General features: G+C 38.1%; 29 protein-coding genes. 11 read left to right on the forward strand and 18 right to left on the reverse strand.

Translation table 11 applies throughout. The features are described from left to right. Positions 1-77: 77 nt before the first annotated feature. Entirely contained in the window at positions 78-548 is a 471-nt protein-coding gene (gene bcp, locus SULAR_RS09760) for a thioredoxin-dependent thiol peroxidase (protein WP_008245559.1), read from the reverse strand. Between the two features lie 123 nt (positions 549-671). Between bcp and SULAR_RS09765 the strand changes: the two genes are divergently transcribed. Next, entirely contained in the window at positions 672-881 is a 210-nt protein-coding gene (locus tag SULAR_RS09765) for a hypothetical protein (RefSeq protein ID WP_008245560.1), read from the forward strand. Here the strand turns inward: SULAR_RS09765 and SULAR_RS09770 are convergent, their stop codons facing one another. The 5 genes from SULAR_RS09770 to SULAR_RS09790 form a co-directional block, all read right to left on the reverse strand. After that, positions 882-2,321 carry a serine protease gene (locus SULAR_RS09770; protein WP_008245561.1) on the reverse strand — a complete coding sequence of 480 codons (1,440 nt, stop codon included), beginning with the start codon at positions 2,319-2,321 and terminating at the stop codon, positions 882-884. After that, a complete protein-coding gene (locus SULAR_RS09775; RefSeq protein WP_051002507.1) occupies positions 2,318-2,761 on the reverse strand; it encodes a DUF523 domain-containing protein in 444 nt (147 codons plus the stop codon). The genes SULAR_RS09770 and SULAR_RS09775 overlap by 4 nt, the downstream gene beginning before the upstream one ends. 2 nt (positions 2,762-2,763) lie before the next feature. Beyond that, on the reverse strand, positions 2,764-3,243 hold the full coding sequence (locus SULAR_RS09780) for a DUF420 domain-containing protein (protein ID WP_008245563.1): 480 nt from the start codon (positions 3,241-3,243) through the stop codon (positions 2,764-2,766). 92 nt (positions 3,244-3,335) lie between these two features. Next, entirely contained in the window at positions 3,336-4,763 is a 1,428-nt protein-coding gene (locus tag SULAR_RS09785) for an aldehyde dehydrogenase family protein (RefSeq protein WP_008245564.1), read from the reverse strand. A 205-nt stretch (positions 4,764-4,968) separates the two neighbouring features. Next, positions 4,969-5,817 (reverse strand): hypothetical protein, encoded by an 849-nt coding sequence (locus SULAR_RS09790; RefSeq protein ID WP_008245565.1) that lies wholly within the window; start codon positions 5,815-5,817, stop codon positions 4,969-4,971. A 292-nt stretch (positions 5,818-6,109) separates the two neighbouring features. Here SULAR_RS09790 and SULAR_RS09795 point away from each other — a divergent pair, with 292 nt between their 5' ends. Next, positions 6,110-7,030 carry a branched-chain amino acid transaminase gene (locus SULAR_RS09795; protein ID WP_008245569.1) on the forward strand — a complete coding sequence of 307 codons (921 nt, stop codon included), beginning with the start codon at positions 6,110-6,112 and terminating at the stop codon, positions 7,028-7,030. Between the two features lie 12 nt (positions 7,031-7,042). Beyond that, the gene (locus SULAR_RS09800; RefSeq protein ID WP_008245570.1) at positions 7,043-8,137 is read left to right on the forward strand and encodes a prohibitin family protein; all 1,095 of its coding nucleotides are present in this window, start codon (positions 7,043-7,045) and stop codon (positions 8,135-8,137) included. An 88-nt stretch (positions 8,138-8,225) separates the two neighbouring features. Here the strand turns inward: SULAR_RS09800 and SULAR_RS09805 are convergent, their stop codons facing one another. Next, positions 8,226-8,948: a 2OG-Fe(II) oxygenase gene (locus SULAR_RS09805; protein WP_008245572.1), complete on the reverse strand. Its 723-nt coding sequence runs from the start codon at positions 8,946-8,948 to the stop codon at positions 8,226-8,228. A 210-nt stretch (positions 8,949-9,158) separates the two neighbouring features. On the opposite strand from SULAR_RS09805, the gene hisIE reads away from it, so the two are divergent. After that, positions 9,159-9,824 carry a bifunctional phosphoribosyl-AMP cyclohydrolase/phosphoribosyl-ATP diphosphatase HisIE gene (gene hisIE / locus SULAR_RS09810; protein WP_008245573.1) on the forward strand — a complete coding sequence of 222 codons (666 nt, stop codon included), beginning with the start codon at positions 9,159-9,161 and terminating at the stop codon, positions 9,822-9,824. A 36-nt stretch (positions 9,825-9,860) separates the two neighbouring features. Here the strand turns inward: hisIE and purF are convergent, their stop codons facing one another. The 6 genes from purF to SULAR_RS09840 all read right to left on the reverse strand — a co-directional run bounded on the left by purF (position 9,861) and on the right by SULAR_RS09840 (position 14,700). Continuing rightward, the gene (gene purF / locus SULAR_RS09815; protein ID WP_008245574.1) at positions 9,861-11,231 is read right to left on the reverse strand and encodes an amidophosphoribosyltransferase; all 1,371 of its coding nucleotides are present in this window, start codon (positions 11,229-11,231) and stop codon (positions 9,861-9,863) included. Position 11,232: 1 nt separating this feature from the next. Continuing rightward, on the reverse strand, positions 11,233-12,000 hold the full coding sequence (gene dapB, locus SULAR_RS09820; protein ID WP_008245575.1) for a 4-hydroxy-tetrahydrodipicolinate reductase: 768 nt from the start codon (positions 11,998-12,000) through the stop codon (positions 11,233-11,235). Next, positions 12,001-12,939 carry a thioredoxin-disulfide reductase gene (gene trxB / locus SULAR_RS09825; RefSeq protein ID WP_008245576.1) on the reverse strand — a complete coding sequence of 313 codons (939 nt, stop codon included), beginning with the start codon at positions 12,937-12,939 and terminating at the stop codon, positions 12,001-12,003. A gap of 147 nt (positions 12,940-13,086) precedes the next feature. Further along, positions 13,087-13,404 carry a thioredoxin gene (gene trxA / locus SULAR_RS09830; RefSeq protein ID WP_008245577.1) on the reverse strand — a complete coding sequence of 106 codons (318 nt, stop codon included), beginning with the start codon at positions 13,402-13,404 and terminating at the stop codon, positions 13,087-13,089. Positions 13,405-13,533: 129 nt separating this feature from the next. Continuing rightward, positions 13,534-14,325 carry a phytanoyl-CoA dioxygenase family protein gene (locus SULAR_RS09835; RefSeq protein ID WP_008245578.1) on the reverse strand — a complete coding sequence of 264 codons (792 nt, stop codon included), beginning with the start codon at positions 14,323-14,325 and terminating at the stop codon, positions 13,534-13,536. A gap of 30 nt (positions 14,326-14,355) precedes the next feature. Next, on the reverse strand, positions 14,356-14,700 hold the full coding sequence (locus SULAR_RS09840) for a YraN family protein (protein ID WP_008245580.1): 345 nt from the start codon (positions 14,698-14,700) through the stop codon (positions 14,356-14,358). Positions 14,701-14,985: 285 nt separating this feature from the next. Here SULAR_RS09840 and SULAR_RS09845 point away from each other — a divergent pair, with 285 nt between their 5' ends. Further along, positions 14,986-15,333, forward strand: a complete 348-nt coding sequence (locus SULAR_RS09845) for a hypothetical protein (protein ID WP_008245582.1) — start codon at positions 14,986-14,988, stop codon at positions 15,331-15,333. Between the two features lie 124 nt (positions 15,334-15,457). Here SULAR_RS09845 and SULAR_RS09850 read toward each other — a convergent pair whose 3' ends face one another. The 3 genes from SULAR_RS09850 to SULAR_RS09860 form a co-directional block, all read right to left on the reverse strand. Further along, complete coding sequence (locus tag SULAR_RS09850; protein ID WP_008245583.1) at positions 15,458-16,012, reverse strand: hypothetical protein; 555 nt, start codon at positions 16,010-16,012, stop codon at positions 15,458-15,460. Positions 16,013-16,075: 63 nt separating this feature from the next. Then, the gene (locus SULAR_RS09855) at positions 16,076-16,597 is read right to left on the reverse strand and encodes a hypothetical protein (RefSeq protein WP_155993873.1); all 522 of its coding nucleotides are present in this window, start codon (positions 16,595-16,597) and stop codon (positions 16,076-16,078) included. Between the two features lie 2 nt (positions 16,598-16,599). Continuing rightward, entirely contained in the window at positions 16,600-17,154 is a 555-nt protein-coding gene (locus SULAR_RS09860) for a hypothetical protein (RefSeq protein ID WP_008245587.1), read from the reverse strand. Positions 17,155-17,271: 117 nt separating this feature from the next. Between SULAR_RS09860 and SULAR_RS09865 the strand changes: the two genes are divergently transcribed. The 4 genes from SULAR_RS09865 (at position 17,272) to SULAR_RS09880 (ending at position 20,093) form a co-directional block, all read left to right on the forward strand. After that, positions 17,272-18,231, forward strand: a complete 960-nt coding sequence (locus SULAR_RS09865) for a DUF2167 domain-containing protein (protein ID WP_008245589.1) — start codon at positions 17,272-17,274, stop codon at positions 18,229-18,231. Positions 18,232-18,342: 111 nt separating this feature from the next. Next, entirely contained in the window at positions 18,343-18,840 is a 498-nt protein-coding gene (locus SULAR_RS09870) for a DUF2569 domain-containing protein (protein WP_008245590.1), read from the forward strand. Positions 18,841-19,007: 167 nt separating this feature from the next. Further along, positions 19,008-19,379 carry a hypothetical protein gene (locus tag SULAR_RS09875; RefSeq protein ID WP_008245591.1) on the forward strand — a complete coding sequence of 124 codons (372 nt, stop codon included), beginning with the start codon at positions 19,008-19,010 and terminating at the stop codon, positions 19,377-19,379. Positions 19,380-19,421: 42 nt separating this feature from the next. Next, positions 19,422-20,093: a penicillin-insensitive murein endopeptidase gene (locus SULAR_RS09880; RefSeq protein ID WP_008245592.1), complete on the forward strand. Its 672-nt coding sequence runs from the start codon at positions 19,422-19,424 to the stop codon at positions 20,091-20,093. A gap of 293 nt (positions 20,094-20,386) precedes the next feature. On the opposite strand, the gene SULAR_RS11490 is transcribed toward SULAR_RS09880, so the two are convergent. Together SULAR_RS11490 and SULAR_RS09890 are read right to left on the reverse strand one after the other, a co-directional pair. After that, a complete protein-coding gene (locus SULAR_RS11490; RefSeq protein ID WP_008245593.1) occupies positions 20,387-20,668 on the reverse strand; it encodes a GNAT family N-acetyltransferase in 282 nt (93 codons plus the stop codon). Between the two features lie 501 nt (positions 20,669-21,169). Further along, positions 21,170-23,263, reverse strand: coding sequence for a molybdopterin oxidoreductase family protein (locus tag SULAR_RS09890; RefSeq protein ID WP_008245594.1), 2,094 nt, complete (start codon positions 23,261-23,263; stop codon positions 21,170-21,172). 180 nt (positions 23,264-23,443) lie between these two features. Between SULAR_RS09890 and SULAR_RS09895 the strand changes: the two genes are divergently transcribed. Further along, positions 23,444-24,694, forward strand: a complete 1,251-nt coding sequence (locus SULAR_RS09895; protein WP_008245595.1) for an OFA family MFS transporter — start codon at positions 23,444-23,446, stop codon at positions 24,692-24,694. 126 nt (positions 24,695-24,820) lie between these two features. Next, a complete protein-coding gene (locus SULAR_RS09900; protein WP_008245596.1) occupies positions 24,821-25,069 on the forward strand; it encodes a hypothetical protein in 249 nt (82 codons plus the stop codon). The last annotated feature ends 93 nt before the right edge of the window (positions 25,070-25,162 follow it).

Raw genomic sequence — 25,162 nt, forward strand, 5'->3', positions numbered from 1 at the left:
CCGAAATGATCTTTAAAATTTTATAAAATAGGGAGGGGTAGAAACAAGAACAAGGAAAAACCTTGTCCCAAGAGATATTAAGCGTTTTGAAGCTCTTGAAGTTTAGCCTTTACAGCATCCACATGTTCTTTGACTTTCACTTTTGTCCAAGTCGCAGCTACTTTGCCGTCAGGATCTATGATGAAAGTAGAACGTACCACACCCATATACTCTTTACCCATGAACTTTTTAAGTTGCCAGATTCCAAAAAGATTACAAAGTTCTTTCTCTTCATCTGCAAGTAGTGTGATCTTTAAGTCTTTTTTCTCTATGAAGTTTCTGTGTTTTTTAGGAGAATCCGGGCTTACCCCTAAAACAATCGCATCCAAATCGGTAAAATCCGGAAGTGCTGCCGTGAAATCACAGGCTTCTGTTGTACATCCAGGCGTATTGTCTTTTGGATAAAAATAGAGTACGATCCACTTTCCTTTAATGTCTCTCAAACAGATCTCCTCTTCATCCTGGTTGGGTAAACAAAAATCCGGTACTTGTGTGCCTACTTCTAACATAGCTGTATCCTTTATAATTTCTTTTTGGGTAGTATAACAAATAAATGTAAAAAACTCTTGCCAAAGGCAAAGCTTCAGTGAGAGGAATTTTTAAGTAGCTTTGCTTCTTCAAAAGGAGAAATTATGGTAGACAAACAAACCAAAGAAGAATTACTGGCAGATATAGAAAAACTGATCGCGTATGGCAGAGAAGAAACAACGATCAATCCAGACCTACTGGCATACCTGGAGATCAATGACCTGATCTCTACAAAGAAAAAACTCCTCGAAAGAGTAGGCACACTCAGTGAAGAAGACAAAGAGTGGCTACAGCAGTTTAAAAAGTACGAATAACTACTCTCTTAAATCTATCGACCTGTCAAACTCGATATTATATTTTTTAAGTATGGCACTCTGTTTTTCTTGTGCTTCCTTTCTGTCAATGATCACTTTAGCCCCATCATTATCCTCTAGAACGATATAGTCACTTTTTGCAGCTTTTACCTTTTCATAAAACTCTTTAAAGTCCTTAAAGGTCTCTCCATTCACCTTATCTATAGGCCACATGGCGAAATCATTGTCTCCCCTGCTCATATCTGAAGCCAATACTTTAAGTAGAACCACCACTTCGTTTTTATCTTCTTCCTGCCATTTACCTGCCAGATAACTTAATGGTAAACGGTTTCGGTTTGTCGATACAATGAGGTTTCTGGTAAGTGGGGAAAAAACATACCCCCCATAAACAAAATACCTTGGCATGGTATCATAACGCGTTGTCTTGACCAGATACATGTCATCAGCGACGTACTTTAAAGGTACCTCAACCTGTATATGTTTCTTATCTCGGATGATATCGAGTTTTACTTTCTCACCCATTTGATACGCATCTACAAAGTGCTGATAATGGGTAAACTCATGTTTTCTAAACTCTACCGTACCGTCGTTTTCAACATTATGCCCGTCCACTGCCGTTAAGATATCGCCCTCTTTGAGTAATCCTGAAAGAGAAGAATTATGTACCACTTTAACGATCAGTACTCCACTGGTATCATCATCAAGCCCATAATAGCGTCTAATGGCAGGATTTTCCAGTTTCTGTGTATTCAATCCCAGGTCTGAGAAGCCATCATACTTTCCATCTTTCATATCTTCTATGAAATGTTTGACGATATTCACAGGTACGAGATATCCGATATTCTGAGACTTACTGATGAGCTGCATCACCACACCGACGATCTTTCCATTCGAGAGTGCCGGACCGCCGGAGTTTCCGGGATTCACAGCAGCATCAACCTGAATGGCTAAGAAAGACTCCCCGCTGTGCGCATAAGTATGATGTTCTATCCTTGAAACTACCCCGATCGTTGCAGAAAGCGTGCTTCCTCCCATAGGATATCCGTAGACAACAATTTTTTGTTCCACTTTTGGAAGTGAACCGAACGTCAGTGGTTTCACCCCTTCAAAAAATGCTTTCTCATCAACTTTCAAGAGTGCAAGGTCTGCTTGATGGGACACCGCATGGACTTTGGCAATATAGCGTTTACGCTGTCCATAACGCTGCACCTCTATAAAGGATTGATTGGCTACTACATGTGCATTTGTCAGAATATACCCATCTTCTATAATAGCACCAGAACCTGTACTGCTGCGTGTTGAACTGCTCCAGGGCTCCTGGTAGTTGGGTACTTTGGCCACAGTGTAGATCTTAACGATCGCTTCTTTGGTACCATTCAGCTGTTGTGCACTTGCAGCTAAAAAAAGTGTACTTAGCAACATTGTCCATAATATTCTCATACTGATCCCCTAAAATCTTCTGCATCTATACAGTGTATCTTTCGTTTGATTGCCTCTTTAGCCATAAGACCCGGCTCTTTTGAAGAAAGCAGGTTTTTCTCTTCATCATACACTCTTGCAGAACATACACCACAACTTGGGCTTCTGTCTTTACCAATGAAGAGATCCAGTTCTGGATGACTCTCAAAAAACGCTGTTGCATATGTAATGACAGGTGCAGAAAGATCTTCTCCGCTTACATTGGAGAATGCTCTGTCACCCTCTTTTGTTCTGACAAGATCCATGGTAGGGCGAGGTGTCCCAAAAGCAGCATCTTCCGGACAAAAAGGGATAATATCCATGTCCTGAAGCTTTTTTAAAAGCGCTTCATCTCTATTGTCCGTAGCATCATATCGACATTTTTCACCTAAAAGACAAGCGGAAATTGCGACCTTTTTCATCATTAAAATACAAAGAGCAAAGCATAGACCCATGCACCTGTCAACATGGTCAATATTATACCTATAAAAGTGCGTTGTCCATCTTGTTTATGTGATTGAGAATAGAGTCCCGGAAGTGTAGCTTGTCTTTTATAACGATTTCCACGATAGAGTGTAATGATCCATAAAAACAATGTGATGACTGAGATAATGATATGAAAGATAAGCACATACAAAAGATAATCATGGGATACAGAAGTGCCTTCCATCAGATTTTTATAACCACCCTCCATACGGACACCATACTCAAAAAACCCTACGACGAGTACAGAAACGATAAAAAGAAGTTTCTGCACCTTCTCATGTGCAGTGTAATTCTTTTTCTTTGCAAGCATGATCGCGCCGTATATAAGAAAAGGCAACAATGCCACAATGACGGATACAATATCCATAAATAACGGTGCTCTCGTTCCTAAAAAGCCTGGTTGAAACATAACATCCATAAAGATCCTTTTTTAATTTTCTCTTGTTTAATTGATTATGAAGAGTATCACATTCAAACTAAATGTTGTAAGGTAAAAATTACCACTTATACCTAACAAATGACAACTGATTTGATTTCAGTGAATTCTTCAAGTGCCCACTTCGGACCTTCTCTTCCTACACCCGAGAGCTTGGCACCTCCATAAGGCTGTACATCAAAACGGAGTGTTGGAATGTCATTGACCACTACACCCCCGCACTCTGCATCTTCTATGAATTGCTGTGTCATTTTCAGATCATTCGTAAAGATAGAAAACTGCAGACCGTATGGTGAGTCATTCATCTTTTCTACAGCAGTGTCATAATCTGCTACAGCTACCAAACTGACGATAGGAGCAAAAACTTCCTCACAAATGATCTTCATATCATCTGTCACATCTGCCATCACTGTCGGAGGGAATATCCCCTCTACTTCTTCACCGCCTGCAATGACTTTTGCCCCTTCATCTTTAGCCGATGCGATCCATGATTTTGCTCTCTCTCTGGACTCTTCATCTATCAGTGGTCCCATAAATGTATCTTCTTCGTAAGGTGAACCCACTTTCAGTTTTTTTGTCTCTTGTGCGATCAGTTCTGCAAATGCATCATACACCTCTTCATTCACATAGATACGCTGAAGAGAGATACACACTTGTCCGGAGTTGTAAAAAGCACCAAATGCACAACGTGCTGCTGCAAGCGCCAAGTCTGCACTTTTATCGATGTAGGTTGCGGCATTACCGCCTAGTTCAAGGCTTACCTTCTTGATCCCCGCCTGTTTGGTAATAATGTTTCCTACAGGTACTGAACCTGTAAAACTAATCACTCTTGGAATATTACTTTGCACCAGTGCCGAACCTACTTCAGCATCACCATATACCACAGAGAGTGCATCTTTAATAGCATATGGGGAATCTACAAAAAGCTTTGCAAACATATAGGCTGTCATGGGTGCTTCAGGTGTTGGTTTGAGTACCACTGCATTTCCTGCTCCCAATGCCGGTGCTATCTTATGTGCCACGAGGTTCAGAGGAAAATTAAACGGTGTAATGCACGCAACGACCCCTACAGGCTCTCGCTTAAAATACGCCAATGTTTTCTTCCCGCTGGGCATTATATCTGTAGGGAGTGTTTCACCTGCAAGATTTGCAAGTTCCATAGCTGTGATCTTGATCGTTTCTACACATCGCTCTACCTCAATGCGTGAAAATGCGATGGGTTTTGCTACTTCTTTAGCCAACATCAAAGCAAAGGCTTCTTTCTCTTCCATCAGTCTTTTAGCCACATCCTCCAACCACAAGATACGCTGAGACAATGGAGATCTTGCTGCTGCTTTACTTGCAGCCTTGGCAATATCAAGCGCTTTAAGCGTATCCTCTGCATCACAGACCGGTGCTGAACTTACGACCGCACTATCAAAAGGACTCTTTCGTTCCTGCTGTACTTCTTTATTCTCTTCGGCGGAACCAAAAAAGATTTTTGCTTGTGCTATAGTAGACATGAGATATACCTTCTTTCTGAAATTGTTTGATTATAGCAAATTGGGGATAAAAGGTAATGGAATTTTGCTATATTTTATCTTCTGTGATGGAGAGAATCAGCATCACAGTAACGTTTGAGGAATCTATGAAGAAAGCTAATATTCAACGCTTCATACGATTCATCCCATTTTGCATGTAACTCCATGTCAGATTCAATCAAACCGTTTATTTTTTAGATAAAAAACTATAGACTCCCAAAGATATAATAATGAGTGCAATACCCAAGATAAGATAGAGTGCATGTACCATCTGAGAATAATCATGTAAGGCGATCTTAAAGACTACCATCAATGCTTCGATAGAGAGTGCGATTATGATCGCGATAGAAAACTTTGTTAAGACATTTGCATCTTCATCTTCTTTACTATAATTTTTGAAAAAAACCTCTCTCTCCAATATCGTCTTGGCCAGGTCAAAAATAGCAAGCCCCAAAGTGAGTGCAACAATAGGTTTAAAGAGTGAATCAAGAGAGAAATTCCCTTCCACCAATATACTTGAAGCATATCCGACTAATGCATACATAATGGCAAAAAAAGCAAAGGCCATGAGTGAAAAACCTACTGCTTTATAAAAGAACTGGGTAAAACTATTAAACGCCGGATTTAATTCTACAAGACCGAGCCTTCCGAGTAAACCCGAGAGTGTAAAATCAATAAAAATATACTGATCCTCTTCTTTTTTCATCACTGTAATACACGTATGCCCCGTTGCAGAACTGATGTAGGGAGTACTAATGGAAAACTCTTCATCTTTTTGCATCACTTTTGTACTCATATAGGATCTGTTTTTACCTGCTTCCGATTCATCTGTTTTACTTCTGGAAATATTTGGAGAGGTTTGATTAAAGTCTTTATCCGTGATATAGAGTAGTTCCATCGAAGGAAATGTTTGAAAAGTCTTTTTATAATTCTTTGCTTTCTCTGTTAAGATCGATCCATTGTTTCTTAATGTTGTCATAATAAACTTTTCAATATCTTCCTGATTTTCTTGATACACTTCAATAAACTCTTTCATTTTCTATCCTCTTTGTGTCATTGTATATGAATGATACAAGTATACCATGCGAATCATCATATGAGATGTAACTTCTGTATAGTTGTTACACAATATCCTATACTTTTGGGTGGGAAATCATTCAATTTCATGTAGAGATACTCACTCTTTCAGATCAAAATTGTGCCTGTTTATCGTATAAAAATGAATGACTCTCAACATCCCCCATATCTAAACCCACTATTAACAACAATTTGGTTAAAATAATTCATTAATTTTGACTACCCTTAGGTAGGTCTTGGAGCAAATAAGAATGAACAAATCAAAATACATTTGGATGGATGGCGAATTCACACCTTGGGATGATGCCAAAGTACATATACTTACACATACACTACATTATGGAAATGGTGCTATAGAGGGAACTAAAGCCTACAAAACAGTTGATGGAAGATGTGCGATCTTTAAACTGAAAGAACATACAAAAAGACTTCTAAACTCATCAAAAATGACACTGATGGATGTTCCGTTTACAGCAGAAGAATTGAATGATGCACAGGTAGAACTTTTACAAAAAAATGAACTTTTCAATGGTGCCTATATCCGACCGTTGGTGTATCTTGGATATGGCGTTATGGGCCTTTACCATAAGGAGTGCCCTGTAAATGTTGCAATCGCTGCATGGGAATGGGGAGCTTATCTTGGAGAAGAAGGGCTCAAAAAAGGTGTACGTATGAAGATCACTTCTGTTACAAGAACACCGAACACTTCTGGTATGGGAAAAGCAAAAGCTGTGGCAAACTACCTCAATTCACAAATGGCGAAATTTGAAGCAGTAGAAGCAGGATATGATGAAGCATTGCTCAGAGATGACCATGGGTATATCGCTGAAGCATCCGGTGCAGCTTTCTTCATGGTAAGAGATGGTGTACTTATCTCTCCTCCTAGTGACAATTCACTGGAGTCCATTACACAGCAGACGATCATAGACTTGGCACATGACATGGGTATCAAAGTGGAAAGACGCCGTATTACCCGTGAAGAGGTCTATATCGCTGATGAAGCATTTTTAACAGGAACGGCTGCTGAAGTCACACCGATCCGTGAAGTGGATGCACGTCAGATCGGTATAGGTTCAAGAGGGCCTATGACCGAAAAATTACAAACAGCCTACTTTGATGCAGTGGCAGGTAAAAACCCTGACTATATTAAGTATTTAACCTATATCAACTAAACAAGGATCAACATGCCAGCAGACATGAACGACTATTTCAAAAAGAAAAAACCGAGTAATAACTCAATGAATACCAATAATAACAGCGGTGGTGGGGGCAACTTTAATAACCCGCTTAGTGGTATGGGTAAAGGTGCACCTTGGATGTTTATCATCGTTGTGATAGGATTTGCACTTTTTGTACTTAAACCATTTACGATCATCAACTCTGGTGAGGTGGGAATTAAAATTAACACCGGTAAATTTGAACAAGAACCTCTTGGAGCCGGACTACATTTTTTTGTCCCTGTACTTCAAAAGATCATCCCTGTCAATACGCGTATCAGAATGATCACATACTCTGATGTAAGAACCGGTGAACTTGGTGATGCATACAGAAATCTTGAAGGTGGGCTCAAAAGGAACCCGGCGATCACCGTACTTGACAAAAGAGGATTAACGGTCAATATAGATATCGCCGTACAGTACAGACTTAAAGCAGAGACTGCACCGGCTACGATTGAAAAATGGGGTGCGAGTTGGGAAGAGAAGATCATTAACTCTAAAGTACGTGAAGTAGTACGTGACGTAGTCGGACGCTATACGGCTGAGCAACTTCCTGAAATGAGAAATGAAATAGCAGCTGCCATAGAAACAAAAGTTAAAGAGAGTGTTGATTCGCTTGAGAATAGACCTGTTATACTTGCTTCCGTGGAACTTAGAACAATCAATCTTCCTCCAAAGATCAAAGATCAGATTGAAAGAGTACAGATCGCGAAACAAGATGTTACTATCGCTGAACAAGAAAAAGAGAAAGCTAAACAACAGGCACAAAGAGCTGCAGAAGTAGCGCGAGGTGAGGCTGAGAGAAACCGTATCGAAGCACAGGGTGAAGCTGACAAAATTCGTATCGAAGCAGAAGAACAGGCTAAGGCCAACAGATTAATCTCTGACTCATTAAGTCCTGAGCTTCTCCAACTAGAACAGATCAAAACACAAAATAAATTCAATGAAGCGCTTAAAGTCAACAAAGATGCACAGATATTCCTTACACCTGGTGGTGCTGTACCAAACATCTGGGTAGATGCAAAAGGTAAAGAAAAGCAACGTCTAATGGGACAACAATAACCCATATAGTATGGTGGGAAACTCCACCATATTTCTCTCCCACTTCATTCTCCTCTTTCATCTTCCATCATAGCAATTATACGATATCCTATATCGCATCATGCCACTGTACTAAAGTAAGTCTATACCCCTCTTCAACAGGTAACACTTCATGTGAAAAATATGGGTTACTTGGAAAAATGATCATGTCCCCCGCTTCTGGTTTGATCTTAACAGCTTCTCCACCTTTATCATAAAGATAATTAAACATCAATTCCCCACCAGAAAAACTCTGAACTCTTTCATCTGCATTACTCACATGACTTGTGGCAAACAATACGGTTGAAAGTTTTCTCTGCGGTGCTACCACCTTAAACCCTATCGTTTGTTCATCTTTATCAATAATTTCACTTGAATCATCTGCATGCTTCACATAGAAAAAACCCTTTTTGTATTCCAGTACCTGTACATCTGTTGATAGTGTCAATGCAACAGTAAAGTACTCTTCTATGATCGGTTTATACTTACTGAATTGCTCATCATAGTAGTTTTGATAAAAGGTATCCAACTTATAAATATTGGTCTTTCTATACTCTTCCACAATATCCGCTTGAACAATACCCGTGATCACCTCTTTTTTTACCTTTGCTTTTCGCTTTGTTTTCTCATCCTCTTGTACTAAAAAAGCCAGTTCTTCACATGCTTCTTTGGAAAAAAATTTTTTAATAATGAGATAGGGATAATCTTTATATTGACTGGGTAAAAGTTTATTTTCTATCTCTATATTCTCGAATAAAGGATCACAAGATATATGTGTACTGATCTGTATCATAGAGTATAAAATGGGTTGAAAAAAATGTGCATAAAAGCTCCTTGGCTTTTCTTATTTGGAGTGACATTATAATTCAAAAATCAGACATTTATCCTAAAAGATTTCTTAATTTAATGATCTGTTTCTGCTGACCCATAGAGGTAAAAAAGCTCTCCCAATGTATACTATAGTTATAATACGACCAAATATTTTCCTGATGGAGATTCTCATATGCAAATAGATTGGAATAAAAACCCCCTCATCCCTGCTATAGCTCAAGATCATGAGAGCAATGAAGTGCTTATGCTCGCATACATGAATGAAGAAGCGTACAAGCTTACTCTCTCTACAGGATATGCCCACTACTTCAGCCGAAGTAAACAACGTATATGGAAAAAAGGTGAAAGCTCTAACCATACCCAGGAAGTCAAAGATGTGCTTCTTGATTGTGATGCAGACACTGTGATACTAAAGATCAAACAAAATGGTGTAGCCTGTCATACAGGACGTAAGAGCTGTTTCTTTACTTCTGTGATGCAAGATAAAATCGTTTTGGACCAAGAGGTAGATACGGACGCTATCTACGGTGTCGTAGATACCCTCTACCATACGATATTAGAACGTAAAAATGCTCCTGAAGAAGCTAAGTCATGGACAAAAAAACTTTTAGATGATAAAGCACTCATGCTCTCCAAGATCCGTGAAGAGGCAGACGAAGTCTGTGTTGCTATTAACGAAGAGAGTGATGAACAAGTCATCTATGAATCTGCTGACCTTCTCTACCATACACTGGTAGGGTTAGGATATAGAGAAATCTCTCCGGACAGAGTCAAACAAGAGTTGGCCAGAAGATTTGGTATGAGTGGGATCGTTGAAAAAGAGGGACGAAAGAAGTAGAGTGCAAATATCTTAATGCACTCTTTCTAAATAGATCTAACAGCCTCCGGCACACCCTGGGCTATCTGCATTACCCCCTGCAAAATAGTTTCCATCAAAGCTTACCAAAGAGTAGTGTCTTTCCGTTCCAAGCGACTCTTTTAACCCTTCAATAGAGAGAAAACCTAGTGAGTCCGCATCAATTTTATCGGCGATCTCTTCTGGTGTGTATTTTGTAGAGATCAACTCGACTTTTGTTGGAGTATCGATACCATAACGGCATGGATATTTGATCTCAGGTGCAGCAATACGCATATGTACCTCTTTTGCACCTGCCTCTTTAAGCATACGTACGATCTGTTTAGACGTCGTACCACGTACCAGAGAGTCATCAATGATGGCTACTCTTTTCCCTTCTATCAGATGTTTGACCGGAGAGAGCTTCAGTTTGACCTTCAGGTCACGTATCTCCTGTGTCGGTTCAATAAAGGTACGTCCTACATAGTGGTTACGTACGATACCCATCTCAAAAGGGACACCCAGACCATCTGCATAGCCCTTGGCAGCAGCTACACCCGAATCAGGGACAGGAAGCACAAGATCCACATCCGCAGGAGTCTCTTGAGCGAGTCTTTTTCCCATTTCTAAACGCATTTCATACACATTTTTCCCATCGATGATAGAGTCTGGTCTGGCAAAGTAGATATATTCAAAAGCACAAGGGTGGAAATCCGGTTCGAAAACCTGTTCTGAAACAGGTTCTTTCCCCTCTTCAAAGATAAGCATTTCTCCAGGTTCTACATCACGTATAAACTCTGCCCCTACCAGATCGAAGGCACAGGTTTCAGACGCGACAATATATCCACCGTCACTTAGTTTACCCAGGCTGAGAGGACGGATACCAAAACGGTCACGGATCACAAACATTTTAGAGCGGCTTTGGATGGCTAAACAATATGCCCCTTCTATCTTTGTCAGCATATCCTTGATACGGTCCACCAAAGAATCTTTTTGGGATTTTGCTATCAGGTGAATAATATTTTCAGTATCCATATCGGTTTGAAAAATAGCACCTCTATCTATCAGTTCATTTCTTACTTCATGTTTATTGACAAGATTACCATTATGTACGACGGATATCTCTCCGAGCTTATACTTGGCAAATACAGGCTGTGCATCTCCGGCAGATTCACTTCCTGCTGTTGAATAACGGTTATGTCCTACAGCACATCTACCATCCAAACTATCTAATATATCCTGAGAGAAAACATCTGATACCATACCACGCTTTTTATACGTAGCGATACGCTTCCCATTGGCTGCGGAAATACCCGTAGCTTCTTGTCCACGATGTTGCATTGAAAAGAGCGAATAATACGCTACTGTAGAAGCTTTTTTTGCACCGAACACACCAACTATTGCACACATATTAAATTCCTAAACAATCATTTATAGAGTAAAGACCACTCTTTTGATTTACGAGCCATGTTGCTGCACGGATCGCACCTTTTGAAAAAGTCTCTCTACTGGTGGCTGTATGGTTGAGTTCTAAAAACTCACCATCATTGTAAAAACCAACCGTATGTCGACCTACGATATCTCCTCCGCGGAGTGCCATCACAGCGATCTCATCTTTAGATCTTGCTCCGATCTGACCATCTCTTCCTGATACCCGTACAGCATCAAGATCCAGGCCTCTTCCTTTTGCAGCAAACTCACCCAATGTTAAAGCAGTACCACTTGGTGCATCCACTTTATGTCTATGGTGCTGTTCCACGATTTCGATATCAAAATCTTCCAGTGTCGCTGCTACCTGCTCGACCAATTGTTTAAGCAAAGCAATCCCTGCTGACATATTTGAAGCATAAAGGACCGGCATTTCTTTTGAAGCTTCTTTGAGGAGATTTTGCTGATGTGCAGTGAATCCTGTGGTTGCAATCACCAATGGTGTAGGATTTTTCAAAGCCTCTTCACAAAGTTCCTGTGTTGCTTCAGGTGCGGAAAAGTCAATCACTACATCACAATTTTCAAGCACAGCTTTCATACTGTTGGTGACCAATACATCAGACGGAACATCTCTTGTTAGTTCACCAAATACATGTAATACACTCAGTTCCAATGCTTCATTTTCTAAAATATTTTTAATCAGGTGCTCACCCATTCTACCTGTACTGCCTACTATTCCGATCTTTGCCATCTATTGTTGCTCCTGAATATATGAAATTACTTGAAGTGCGGCCACTGAACCGTCACCTGCTGCTGAAACTACTTGTTTTGGTGCTTCTATACGTATATCTCCTGCCGCATAAAGCCCTTCGACCGATGTTCTCATACATAGATCTACGATCACTTGCCCTCGCTGATTCATCTCACAGATAAAATCACCGTTTTGATCTTTAAGGACTTCGTTGTTTACATTGTGTCCTACAAACACAAAAAGTCCGGTATTATCCATATGTGTCATTGTACCGTCATTGTGTTTGATATTGACACCCGTCACACCCATTGTGTCTCCAACTATTTCATCGATCACAGCGTTGGTAACAAAATGTATATTCTCTTTTCTCATCGCTCTGTCTATAGTTGCGGGCGCCGCTCTGAATGTATCTCTTCGATGTACCACATAAACATCCGAACAGATATTGGAAAGGTAAAATGCTTCCTCAAGTGCGGTATCACCCCCACCAAGTACGGTAACGGGTTTGTCTTTATAAAAGAATCCGTCACACGTAGCACAGGTGCTTACACCTTTTCCAAAGTATTCATCTTCCCCTTTAATACCAGCTCTTTTCGGTGTAGAACCTGTACAGACGATCACGGTCAGTGCTTCAACACTCTCTCCACCTTCAAGTGTCACAGTAAAGTGTTCACCTGTTTTTGCCACACGCTCTACTTTTTTCATCTCATGTCTAAGACCAAAGTGGAAACACTGCTTTTGCCAGGTATCCATGAAGTCCATACCTGTTTTATCATGTTCAAAGAATCCGGGGTAGTTCTCTATCTCAGAACTCTGTGTGATCTGCCCGCCAGGCATACCCGTCTCAAACAGTGTAACATTTTTAAGCCCACCACGTGTCGTATATAATCCTGCTGTAAGTCCAGCCGGACCGCCACCGATGATTGCGCAGTCTAACATTATGAATCCTTGAACTAAGTAAAATACTTAAGCAAATACTATCTATTATACAATGAAAATACTTGGTTAAAAATTTTAGAAGATTTTATCTAAATATAGATATGAAAGAAGTTTTAAGAGAGGAAGACCCCCTCTTAAATGTATCATTTAGAGTTGTGCGTTAAGTTTTTCAGCGAATGCGTCTTTAGAAGCTGCACCTACCATTTGGTCTACCAATTCACCGTCTTTAAAGAAAAGGATCGCTGGAATAGATCTGATACCATATTTTACTGCGATATCTTGCTGCTCGTCTGTATTCACTTTACAGATAGTCGCTTTCCCTTCAAAATCTTCTGCAAGCTCTTCGATCACTGGAGCGATCATTCTACAAGGTCCACACCATGGAGCCCAAAAATCTACCATTGTTACACCTTCAGCGATAGTCGCATCAAAATTTTCAGCTGTTAAATCTACATATTTTCCCATATTTAATTCCTTTAAATTTGTATACAAATAGTATAACCTAATTTCTTATAAAAACTATTGTTATAGCTTATATTTTTTTAAATTATCTATCTTTTGTCCTAATTATATACAACTAGGATAAAACTTCTCTTATTCAACTTCTTCCAACATGATCTCTGGATATTGGGAAGAGCGTGATCCTTCTATGGCCATCGTCCTCTCCCCTTTGACCGTATAGACAAATGATATTTTAGCTTGATCTGTACTGTTCTTATTGGCTCTATGCAGCAGTAAAGAATGGAAGATGATCACATCGCCTTTTTTGAGTGGGGTAGAGACTTTTTTCGCTATCAGTTCGGCATTCTCTTGCGTATCTTCCCTAAAATACTCTTTTACATCAAACTGTTCAGGCTTGAATTGCATCAAATGGCTTCCAGGTATGAATTCAAGCACACCATTCTCACTGTACTCATCATCCAAAGCCAGCCATACACTCACCAGATTATTATCTGAATAACGCCAATACCTTCTGTCCTGATGCCAAGCTGTTGCTCTGCTATAATGAGGCATTTTTGTCATGATAGAGTTATGATGGGCGGTCGTGATGACCACTCTGTCATCCAGTATCTGCTGTAAAACAGGACGGATATCGACATCTTCCATCCACTCTTTGAAAAGAATATCTCTCTCATACACCTGCCGTAACCTGCGGACGATCATATGCGTTTCATTGGATCCACTGCTGTAATCCACCACCTCGGTACGATACTCTTTGGATCTCTCATCATACCCTATCTCTGTTTCAATCGGTTCAATTTTATGTTCTAAATGTGCTTTGGCGACATCCAGTATCGCGTCACATTTTTCTTGGGGTAAAAAATTTCGTAAGACAATAAAACCATTTTGATGAAATTGTTGAAGCTGCACATTGGAGAGTCTCATATAGGTGCCTTTAAAGTATCATTGAGCAGATTATAGCGTAACATTCTCTATAAATTCTACCTCATCATACCGAATGATCAGTGCATCGATACTAAATGCACTGTCAATGTTTTTTGCTTTCATATAGTAATGTGCAGAGTTGATGATCTTTCGGAGTTTAGAAGGTGTCACATTATAGACAGGATCAAACTCTGTTTTTCCGCTCTTCACGTCTATAAAATGCAAGCTATCATTACAACTGGCGATGATATCTATCTCACCAAGTTTTCTTGCGAAATAATTACGCTCCAAGATCATGAAACCTTTCTGTTCTAAAAAACGTGTGGCCAAGGTCTCGCTCTGATTACCGAATTTTTTAGGGTCTTCTCTTGTCATGTTATAAAACCTTATCACTTGTTCGTCTGTGTTGCTTTAAATTTGATGATTAAGTATAGACCAAAAGAAAAAAGGGAAGAGAAAAGTATGTCATATTGACATTCTTTTAGCAGAACTTTCTTGTTCTTACTCTCTGTAGGTGAAGTGAAAAAAGGTATAAAGTCCAAAAAAGAGATACAAAAAATAACTCTATTGGTAGAAAAAAGACAAATCAGATAAAATTTATCCTATTTAAAGCTATCTTTGATATAAGAGTGAATAAACAACATACTAAAGGACATAATCATGACAAACAATGAAGTAACGTCTCAAAAAGAAGATAAAGCGTATGCTACCATATCCTTCACGGATACGGTAGCATTTAACTATACCTTACCCGGTGATAAAGAACCACAAACCATAGAACATGAGCTAACCTTCATTTGGGAAGATACGATCGATAAGTTTATAGAAGAACATGGTACCGACAAACCTTACAAAGTACATACCTTTAAACGGGAAAGAGAACAAAAATTTTTCATAGAACAGATAGAAGGCAGAACGGATGACCTCATAGACGAGGTACAAGAAGAAATAGCCAACAAAATGAAGTTTGGCTTTGACTTTAGTGGACAACTACATAATGACGACTAAATAAAAATTGTAGTGTACACTACAATTATGGATTGCTTATTTGTTGTGTGCATCCTCATCAAGACGATGGAGATGAGTTAAAACCTTATAAAGTTATATATTTTATAAGGTTTTGATAACTTCATTATTTTGTACACTTTACATAGTTGGTTAATACATCTTCCCATGCTTTGTCAGAATCAAAATTATTAACCAAAGCACTTTTTGACTGCTCCTCTAAAAAAGCACCCATACCATGCTGAATCATATAATTTGGATAATAGGCTGGTTTGCCTAATTCTTTTAATGCACTGCATATTGTATTTAGCTCACCATTGACTCTTTTTAGTGCTAATTGAAACTCATTCGTATCAGTTTCATTTAAATTGCCTAAATAATTCATTCGTAAAACAGGAATTGCTTGATGTGCAGTCTGGTCTTTGACTCTATGTGCATCGAAACGCCCATATGCCAATGCAGCAAAATAGAGTTCACCGGCTTTTTGATAATCTGATTTCTCTAGACACTTTGCAATACCAACAAAAATATCTGCAGGAGTGTTTGTATTACTAAGTTCTTTTACTTCAATACAATTAGTTGGGTATTTTGATTCTAAATTTCCTTTTGTCTCAATCTTATAAATTTCTGCATTTACAGTAACAATGCATAGTGTAGTAAATACGAATAAGAATTTTTTCATGTGTCATGCTCTCCTAAAGTTTTTATTGTAACTGTCATATTTCAGCGTAGAAATATAAATGACTTAGAGAACTTCAACACTTTTATTTAATGCAGGAAGCCACTCTATTGATATAAAAGGTTTACCATCCTTTTCTTTACACGTTTCTAAAGGTTTTATCGTCATTCTAGTTGCTTTATGACTATGTATGTTGCGTTTCTTGATTTCAACATCATACATATCATCTTCATAGACGGCATTCATGGAATATATGTAGTTACTCTTTGGTGTAACATATGCACCTAATGTTATATTTTGTGATCCGGACAATAATGACACTGTCTTAAAATTAATTCGAAGATAATAGTGTTTATTATTCATAAGTGCAAACTTGTTTATCCCGTTCTGGAGTTTCACTTCCCCTTTCATCTTCTGATTACACGGTCCATCCAATTCATACACTTCTAAATATGTACTACTGTCAGCCTTGACATTCACGGTAAGATTTTTCTTGCCCTGCTGCTGATAAGCTCCTGGTGAAGAAGAGCAGCCATTCAGCAGTAGTACTACACTAGTGAGGGTATAAAATAATAATTTACGTAACATAATTATGGTGCAATATTTGGGCATGATCTAGATCCAGTTTTTGCCCAATTCTTTATAGCGTTAACAATATCTTCTTGAACCCCCATTAACATTGATCCGCGATAAATATCAACTTGTGTTTTATTACCTTTATTATGTAAATCTACAACTGCAATAAAATAACCATCTTTGAAAGCCTCACCATAAATAGCAGATGTCATACCTGATTGTAGACTATCTGAATCACCTTTTACTTCTAAAGTTGATAATGTACGGCCTCTTTTAAACTTTGTTTTATAGTACATGGTGTCCGTACTTGTTTGCATGTAGTATCCATTATGTGTTGTACTTGTATGTTTAAATGCTTTATTTAGACATTTATTCGAATTCCTTTGAAGTAAACTAGCAACTTTATAATATGGACGATTGACAACAAAGCTATCTTTTTTGGTACTGAACATACCACTGCCTACTGAATCACGAACCTCTTGAGGAGTAGTCGGTGATGATGAACTTGCACATCCACTAAAGATACCTGTTAGTAATAGAGCACTGGAGATTATTATAATTTTTTTCATTAAACATCCTAAATTTTGAAGTTTAAGATTGTATCAAGGTTAAGATTTAATTAAGCTTCTATATATCCTAATTTTATATAATAACTTATATTAATATATAAAGAGGGAGAAGGGTACATGAAGTATTTTGGAGTAATTTTTACATTCATTATGTTGTTTTCAAATCAACTGATGGCTGAAAATGAGACAAATTTAACGGCAGAGCAAGAGCAATATATTACTGAAGCTAACAAAATTTTGGATTCACTGAATCCTCAACAAGGTGAGATAAAATTACCTAATGGTGTGGCAACACTACAAGTGCCAGAAAACTTTTATTATCTTAGTCCGGAAGATACAGAAACTGTGTTGGTAAAAATATGGGGGAACCCTCCTGGAGGAGAAAAAACACTGGGTATGATTTTCCCTACCAGGGTAACACCGTATGACAATACCGCTTGGGGTGTGACAGTTGAATATGTGGAAGATGGTTATGTCTCTGATGAGGATGCCGATAAAATAAATTATGATGAACTTCTCTCTGACATGAAAGAGAGTACTGCTAATGCGAGTCAAGAACGTATAAAACAAGGGTATGATGCCATTAGCTTGATTGGATGGGCTGCTAAACCATACTACGATGAAAAAACACATAAGCTGCATTGGGCGAAAGAGATCAAGTTCGGTTCACAAGAGATCAATACGCTCAATTACAATATTCGAGTGTTAGGACGAAAAGGTGTTTTGGTCTTAAACTTTATTGCAGGTATGGATCAGCTGGATATGATAAATTCTAAAATTGATACAGTCTTGAAAATAGCAGACTTCAATGAGGGTTCACGCTATGCAGATTTCAACCCTGATATCGATACGGTCGCAGCATATGGAATTGGTGCATTAGTTGCTGGTAAGGTTGCAGCAAAGGTCGGTATTTTAGCAACAATATTACTGTTTTTGAAAAAATTATGGATTTTCCTTCTTATCGGTGCTGGTGCTTTTGTGAAGAAACTCTTTAGTCGTAAGAAAAATGATGAAATTATAGAAGAAACAGTAGTAAATGAGAATATAGATAAAGATGATACTGAGATTAAACAATAATTAGGATTCTTATGGCGTATATCTTAGATCAGAATAAAAAAAGACATAACAGATAAATAGCCTATATAAGCTATGCGGTACAAATATAAAGAAACTTAACATGGGGAGAACATGAAAGATAAAGATAATTTAAAAGGCTTGGGTGGATGGTTGATACTGGTTGGTATTGGGGTTGTAGTTGCCCCCATCAGATTAATATATGAATACGGTCCAATGTACTATTCTATCTTTACAGATGGATCATTTGAGGTATTGACAACTCCGGGTACAGAAGCTTACAATTCACTCTGGGGTCCACTACTGATCGGTGAAGCACTTGGTAATACATTTTTAGTGCTTGCATCTATCTATCTTGTTTATCTATTTTTTACTAAACATTATCTATTCCCTAAGATTTATATTGCCATTATTCTATTCTCTCTTGTCTTTATCACTTTGGATGCATGGGTCGGTTCACTTGTTATTACGGATGAACCTATGTTTGATCCAGCAACAACTAAAGAGTTCACACGAAGTTTAGTAGGAGCAGTAATATGGATTCCGTATATGCTTGTTTCTAAAAGAGTAAAAGCAACATTCATCGAGCATAAGCCTGAAAAAATACTTTGAGTGCTATAAAGATCTTTCTGAGATATGTTTAAAAGAGTATATAGATGAATATTGAATTAGTAAAAAAGATAGCATAAGAAAATCACTAAAATCTGCAACTATAGGTGTAATTCTAATCTATATTATATTTGTTATAGGGGCAGATAAGGAAGGCTTCATATATTCTCTTGTGTGGGTTTTTACAGATCAATATAGAATTAATATTTTACTTCTTTGCCTATATTGTTGGAGGGAAAGCAGGATATGAAATTTTAATAGAAAAGAAACGTTGGTATAAACTCATTGGAGTCAAATATGCAATGATTGTACTGTTGATAACAGCATTCTTATTTGGATGGACTGGATATTTTCAGGAAGGATTATCTGTACCTGAAATTTTTTCAGATGCATCACCTGAATTTATTGAAGCGTATAAAGCACAGCAAGAACCATTTTATGATTATGTGTTTAAATCATTCTTTTGGATAACACTTGCAGGAAGCATTCCTGCTGTTATTGTAGGTATGTTATTTGGAAGATCAATCAAAAAATCATTATAAATCTATTTCAGGTTTTGAGTAGTTAGAAATAATAAGGTTACAATGAAATATTTAGTATATATAGTTTTATTTTATAGTTCATATGCACCGGCTTTAGAAAGTATATGCTATGGCAGTACATCAAACGGTAGACTGGAAAATGGCGTACAACTTCCAAGTAAAGGGAATAACTTCGTAAGTTACAGTAAAACAGCAGAGATATTAGGCAGAACATATGTGCATTCAAAAGTAAAGGAGATTATATTAGCCTCATATAAATCTCTAGAAACAGAAATGCCTACAAAAGTTTATAAATATGCCGAAACAGGTTTTAAAGAAGGAGGTAAATTCTCTCCTCATAAAACACATCAAAATGGTTTATCAGTAGACTTCATGGTTCCTGTAGTGAATAATAAAGGTAAATCAGAACATCTGCCTACACACATATTCAATAAGTTTGGATATGCCATAGAGTTTGATAAAAAAGGTCACTACAAAGCGTACAGTATTGATTATGAAGCTATGGGAGCACATATTGTTAGCCTACATAAAAGTGTAAAAGAGAGAGGTGCAAAGATATGGAGAGTAATCTTTGATCCGGAACTACAACCTTACCTTTTTCGAACCAAATATGGAAAATATCTTAAAACACATATCAATTTCTCCAAGAAAAGATCTTGGGTAAGGCATGATGAACATTATCATGTTGATTTTATAGTGAAATGTCTTAAGTAGTAAATCATATGGAAACAAAGAAATTACGTATATACTTGACATATATTACAGTATCACTGTATTTATTTTTACTGCTTCCCACGTTTTACGTGGTAACCCATACATCAATTAATAATGAACAACAAAAGTCAGTTTTAAACTCAAACCACTATATGCATTCCCACAAACATCGTGGGAACGAAGAAAAAACACAACGACAAATAGAAAGACTGTCTCAAAGGTATAAAGAAGTAAAAGGGCAAATTAAAAAAAGAATCTTAACAACATATACTACGTATAGTTTTCCCACAACTCTATTTGGTCCACACATAATTTGTAGTATTCTTTTGTTTTGTTTTAAATAAATCTTCTTCAAAATTATTTTTTTCATAAAATATATTCAAACTTTTGCTAATTGATAGCAATGTTATAGTATTAAATTCTTTTTTTAAACAGTTTATTAAATATGTCCCCAAACCACTCTTCTGATAATATGCATCTATTGATATTTGATTTATATAAATCTTTTTTAAAAATTCGTCTTTTATCTTATAGTCTATAAATCCAACTCTATCGATATCTATATATAAATCCAATCTACTATTATTTTTAGTTTGATGTTTATACGCTGTTGTTATATTCTTTGGGTTTTTATTTTCATTAATTATGTTAAATGACTTCTGCTTTGTTGTATTGATATCTATTGTAATAGGGGCTTCCTTAGGGTGAGCACATCCGTTATGGATAAAAGTGCATCGTGAAAAAAGCCTAACAAAAATCTGTTTAATGTTAATTTGAGTAGATCTAAGCTTTAAATATGGTTATAGAATTTTTAAAGGATTATAAAAACGAAGTCAAATACAGATCGAATATTTGAAATTACATTCAGTATATCATAATAATAAGTATTAATGATAAAAAGGACATGACTGCATCAAAAGTTTCGAAATAATGTGATAGGAAATTAAAACCTTATAAAATGTTCTATATAAGGAAGTTTTATAATAAAATTGTTAAAAAAATATAATGGAGTCAAAGAAGAATAGGCGAGTCTCTAAGGTCGCAAATCGCGACCTCAAAATCTAACCCAAAACCCTCTACGCACTTACAGGAATAATGTCGACCTGAATCGATTTAAATGCAGCTGTCATGATCAGTTCATCACTCTTATCACCGAAAATCTTATTGAGTTTTGAATCCACATGGTGAAACGTGGTATAGAGTGTTTTAGGACGTACTTTATCTGTGAATTTTACCTTTAATGGATTTGTTTGACCATACTCGGTTTTGAGGATCACCCTCTCCGTTGGGAAATCTGCACTATCGCTTTCATGTACTAAAAGAATATCCTCTGTATGTTTTTTCATGAGGTTCTCTGTATATTTGGTTTGCGCGGAGTTATTATAGTGGGCCATGATTCTTCCAGTCGTCAAGTGGTAGCCCTTAAGTGCTTTATTTAGAATCTCTTCGATCATCCCTGAGAGTTTATACCCATGGTATCTGAATGCTCCGATACCATCTTTGGTTCTAAAATCTTCTCTATGCAGTACCGGTGTACCACCCTCTTCAGTGATCGGCCAGGAAATTCCCTGCTTTTCATTGGCTCTAAGCATCTCATAAGAGGCACCACTGAATCTATTTGTTGCAGTTTTTCTCACATCATTCCAGATATCTTCAGAGGTTTCAAAACCGAACTCCCCTCCCATTTTCTCATCAAGAAGTTTGATCACTTCCCAGTCATCCGGAAGATCAGAGTGTACCAGTGGCGTTGAGAGGTGGACTTTTCTCATGGCATTGATATAGATACCTGTTTTTTCATAGGCTGATTTAACACCCACTACGATGTCTGCACGTTCTGCAATATCTGTCATGAACAGCTCTTGTACAAAGATAAGCTCGAGGTTTTCAAATGCTTTTGTGATCTTATTGATATTCGGATGAATATGCGTGAGATCTTCACCGATATTCAACACACCTTTAATGGTTCCGTCAAGCATGCCATCCACCAACTGAGGTGTCATAAGTCCCACCTCTTTTGGTGCAGTGTAGTCCGGTGCATAGTAAGGAAGCATACCCATATCACAGGCACCTTGTACGTTCGTTTGACCTCTTAAAGGCATTACACCCGCACCATCTTTACCGATGTTCCCGGTCATCAGTGCCAAATGGACGATAGCCATGACCGCGTAAGAGCCATCGACATGTTCAGTGATCCCGAGTCCCCATAAAATAAGAGATTTCTTCGTTGCATACTCACGGGCGATCTCCGGGAGCATATCTGCCAGATACTCATACCCTTCCACTTCTCTGAAAAATTCAGGATTCGCATAAGGATCATTTAAAATGTTCTCTTTAAAGTGTTCAAAGTTCTTTGTTCTGTTCTTGATAAAATCTTTATGGTACAGCTCTTCAGTGATGATCGTATATGCCAACATATTGAGTACAAGCAGATTCGCTTCATGTGGTGTGACTGCTTTATATTTTGAGAATTTATGCAATTTGATCTCACGTACATCAAAACATGCGATAGGTGTACCCTTTTGTGCCGCTTTGATCATACGGTTACCGACAATCGGGTGTGCTTCAGTCGTATTGGAACCCATTACGATCATAAATTCTGTTTTGTAAATATCATCAAACGGGTTACTTGCAGCCCCCTCACCGATGGTCAGTCTCATTCCCTTGAGTGATGGAGAGTGACAGACTCTGGCACAGTTGTCTACGTGTGGAGAGTTCAGTGTATAACGCGTGAACTTTTGGAAATAGTAAGCTGATTCGCATGAAGTTCTAGCCCCTCCAAGCGAACAGACAGATTTTTCACCATATTGTGATTGAATATCTTTGAGCTTCATTGCCCCTGCAGTGGTAGCAGCATCCAGATCAGTCTCATACCAGGTATCATCAAGATCAGTAAGCGAACTGGAAATCGCTTCTTTAATCTCAGGGTTCTTCTCTAAAAAGCTTTTGCGGATACGTGGCGTTCTTAATCTCTCTTTTGCATCAACAAAGTCATATCCATGTGTCCCTTTAATACAAAGTTTTCCTTCAGATGTAGCGCCATCCGGATGTGCAAAAATCTTCTTGATTTTATTCTCTTTTGTGTCAACCTCAGCTGCAATATCACAACCCACACCACAATACGCACAAACACTGTCTATTATTTCAAAATTGTTATCAGCTTTTTTTGTCATCATGTACCCTTTTGTACTTAAATAGGAGTAATTTTATCCTATTTTAATTAAAATTATGTTTTTTTAAGTAAGTGTTGTTACTATCTGCCAAATTATATCAAAAAAGGACACTAATATTTACATTTAGTGTAGAGTACAGATATATATGATCCCTGTAATTCAAACATTAAGGAAAATTCAATGACTACACAAGTTAAAAACCGCTGGTTCATGGCCCTGGCTGCGATGGCAATTCACATATCTATAGGCTCTGTCTATGCATGGAGCGTCTATGTAAAACCTATACAGTCCACCATGAACTGGACACTGACGGATGTCACTATCACTTTTTCTATCGCTATCTTCTTCTTGGGTCTCTCTGCCGCGCTTATGGGTAAATTCGTAGAGCGTAAAGGACCAAGGGTTGCTGCGACACTTGCAGCTGTTCTATTTGGACTGGGGACTGTTGGTTCCGGTCTGGCTATCCACCTGGAGTCAAAGCTGCTGCTTTACGTTACCTATGGTATTTTAGGAGGAGCCGGACTTGGTATAGGGTACATTTCTCCTGTTTCTATGCTTGTCAAATGGTTCCCGGACAGACGGGGTATGGCAACGGGACTTGCTATCATGGGCTTTGGTTTTGCCTCTGCCATCTCAGGGCCTGCCATAAAAGTCCTGATCGATGCTGTAGGTGTCTCTTCAACTTTTTATATTTTGGGTTCTATCTACTTCATTGTAATGTTTACTGCAGCACAATATCTTGCCAATCCTCCAGAAGGGTATATGCCTGCACATTTCACTGCTGCCATCAATGCAGGGAAAAAGAAGCTCAAAGAGGACCTGGTAAACATTACACGTGATGAAGCCGTCAAAACTGCCAGATTTTACGGACTTTGGATCATGCTTTTCATCAATGTGACCTGCGGTATCGCGATCATCTCTGTCGCTTCTCCGCTCTTACAGGAAGTCATAGGTATCTCTGCTTTGGCTGCCGCCTCAGCCGTAGGACTTATGGGTATATTCAACGGTGCAGGTAGAATTGCATGGGCAAGTATCTCGGATTACTTGACAAGACCTGTCGTCTTTATCCTTTTCTTTATCACGCAGATCATTGCATTTTATATGCTTACTACCGTGACAAGTATACTGCTCTTCCAGATCCTCCTTTACTATATCATGACCTGTTACGGCGGTGCATTTGCTTCTGTTCCTGCCTACATCGGTGATATATTCGGTACGAAAGAGCTTGGTGCTATTCATGGGTATATTCTTACTGCCTGGGCGTTAGCCGGTCTTGTAGGTCCTATCATCATCGCCTATGTCAAAGACACAACGGGGAGTTATACGGGTACCTTGTATGTCTTTGTCGCTCTTTTCGTTGTGGCTCTCATTACCTCACTGCTCATGCTTGTAAACATCAAAAAAATAAAAAATAAGCAGATAATGGCATAGTTTTCTATACTTAATTGAGCCCTATAAAGATAAATAAGAGTAAAATTCTCTTATTTATCCTAAAATTAAAGTTTGTATTAATCTTACTCTGTTATTATCACGAAAAATTAAAACCAAAGGATGACTATGTCAACTATAAATATAGCCCAAGAATGTGGATGCTTCAGAAGAAGTGAATTAGAAAACAATGTTACGTTTGATAACAAAGATGATGCGATGATGAAAGCACAAGATATGGTAAGCCATATGAATGAAAAGTTCTGTGGTAAACATGGATTTGAACTAAGAGAAAGTGGCGATAACTTTAGCATCTCTATGAAAGCACCTCAAGCAGCTGCTTCAGGTGGATGCTGTGGTGGTGGACACTGTTCATAAGAACAGTTCTTCCAATCAATAATGTCGTGGCGAACACCCTCGTAAGCGAAGCGATTCGAGAGCCACGACGATTTTTTGCTTCGTTTTTTCTAA

Source organism: Sulfurovum sp. AR, from assembly GCF_000296775.1.
GTDB classification, from domain to species: Bacteria; Campylobacterota; Campylobacteria; order Campylobacterales; family Sulfurovaceae; genus Sulfurovum; species Sulfurovum xiamenensis.

Bases quoted from the DNA above. Each gene is read 5' to 3' on its own strand.
- trxA (WP_008245577.1), bottom strand. From the start codon at position 13,404: ATGGGAAAATATGTAGATTTAACAGCTGAAAATTTTGATGCGACTATC.
- SULAR_RS09840 (WP_008245580.1), bottom strand. From the start codon at position 14,700: ATGACAAGAGAAGACCCTAAAAAATTCGGTAATCAGAGCGAGACCTTG.
- dapB (WP_008245575.1), bottom strand. From the start codon at position 12,000: ATGGCAAAGATCGGAATAGTAGGCAGTACAGGTAGAATGGGTGAGCAC.
- SULAR_RS09895 (WP_008245595.1), top strand. From the start codon at position 23,444: ATGACTACACAAGTTAAAAACCGCTGGTTCATGGCCCTGGCTGCGATG.
- SULAR_RS09780 (WP_008245563.1), bottom strand. From the start codon at position 3,243: ATGGATGTTATGTTTCAACCAGGCTTTTTAGGAACGAGAGCACCGTTA.
- SULAR_RS09900 (WP_008245596.1), top strand. From the start codon at position 24,821: ATGTCAACTATAAATATAGCCCAAGAATGTGGATGCTTCAGAAGAAGT.
- SULAR_RS09770 (WP_008245561.1), bottom strand. From the start codon at position 2,321: ATGAGAATATTATGGACAATGTTGCTAAGTACACTTTTTTTAGCTGCA.
- SULAR_RS09790 (WP_008245565.1), bottom strand. From the start codon at position 5,817: ATGAAAGAGTTTATTGAAGTGTATCAAGAAAATCAGGAAGATATTGAA.
- SULAR_RS09785 (WP_008245564.1), bottom strand. From the start codon at position 4,763: ATGTCTACTATAGCACAAGCAAAAATCTTTTTTGGTTCCGCCGAAGAG.
- bcp (WP_008245559.1), bottom strand. From the start codon at position 548: ATGTTAGAAGTAGGCACACAAGTACCGGATTTTTGTTTACCCAACCAG.
- SULAR_RS09765 (WP_008245560.1), top strand. From the start codon at position 672: ATGGTAGACAAACAAACCAAAGAAGAATTACTGGCAGATATAGAAAAA.
- hisIE (WP_008245573.1), top strand. From the start codon at position 9,159: ATGCAAATAGATTGGAATAAAAACCCCCTCATCCCTGCTATAGCTCAA.
- SULAR_RS09855 (WP_155993873.1), bottom strand. From the start codon at position 16,597: ATGTTACGTAAATTATTATTTTATACCCTCACTAGTGTAGTACTACTG.
- SULAR_RS09845 (WP_008245582.1), top strand. From the start codon at position 14,986: ATGACAAACAATGAAGTAACGTCTCAAAAAGAAGATAAAGCGTATGCT.
- SULAR_RS09860 (WP_008245587.1), bottom strand. From the start codon at position 17,154: ATGAAAAAAATTATAATAATCTCCAGTGCTCTATTACTAACAGGTATC.
- SULAR_RS09870 (WP_008245590.1), top strand. From the start codon at position 18,343: ATGAAAGATAAAGATAATTTAAAAGGCTTGGGTGGATGGTTGATACTG.
- SULAR_RS09890 (WP_008245594.1), bottom strand. From the start codon at position 23,263: ATGACAAAAAAAGCTGATAACAATTTTGAAATAATAGACAGTGTTTGT.
- SULAR_RS09880 (WP_008245592.1), top strand. From the start codon at position 19,422: ATGAAATATTTAGTATATATAGTTTTATTTTATAGTTCATATGCACCG.
- SULAR_RS09850 (WP_008245583.1), bottom strand. From the start codon at position 16,012: ATGAAAAAATTCTTATTCGTATTTACTACACTATGCATTGTTACTGTA.
- SULAR_RS09835 (WP_008245578.1), bottom strand. From the start codon at position 14,325: ATGAGACTCTCCAATGTGCAGCTTCAACAATTTCATCAAAATGGTTTT.
- SULAR_RS09795 (WP_008245569.1), top strand. From the start codon at position 6,110: ATGAACAAATCAAAATACATTTGGATGGATGGCGAATTCACACCTTGG.
- SULAR_RS09865 (WP_008245589.1), top strand. From the start codon at position 17,272: ATGAAGTATTTTGGAGTAATTTTTACATTCATTATGTTGTTTTCAAAT.
- trxB (WP_008245576.1), bottom strand. From the start codon at position 12,939: ATGTTAGACTGCGCAATCATCGGTGGCGGTCCGGCTGGACTTACAGCA.
- SULAR_RS09800 (WP_008245570.1), top strand. From the start codon at position 7,043: ATGCCAGCAGACATGAACGACTATTTCAAAAAGAAAAAACCGAGTAAT.
- SULAR_RS09775 (WP_051002507.1), bottom strand. From the start codon at position 2,761: ATGAAAAAGGTCGCAATTTCCGCTTGTCTTTTAGGTGAAAAATGTCGA.
- purF (WP_008245574.1), bottom strand. From the start codon at position 11,231: ATGTGTGCAATAGTTGGTGTGTTCGGTGCAAAAAAAGCTTCTACAGTA.
- SULAR_RS09805 (WP_008245572.1), bottom strand. From the start codon at position 8,948: ATGATACAGATCAGTACACATATATCTTGTGATCCTTTATTCGAGAAT.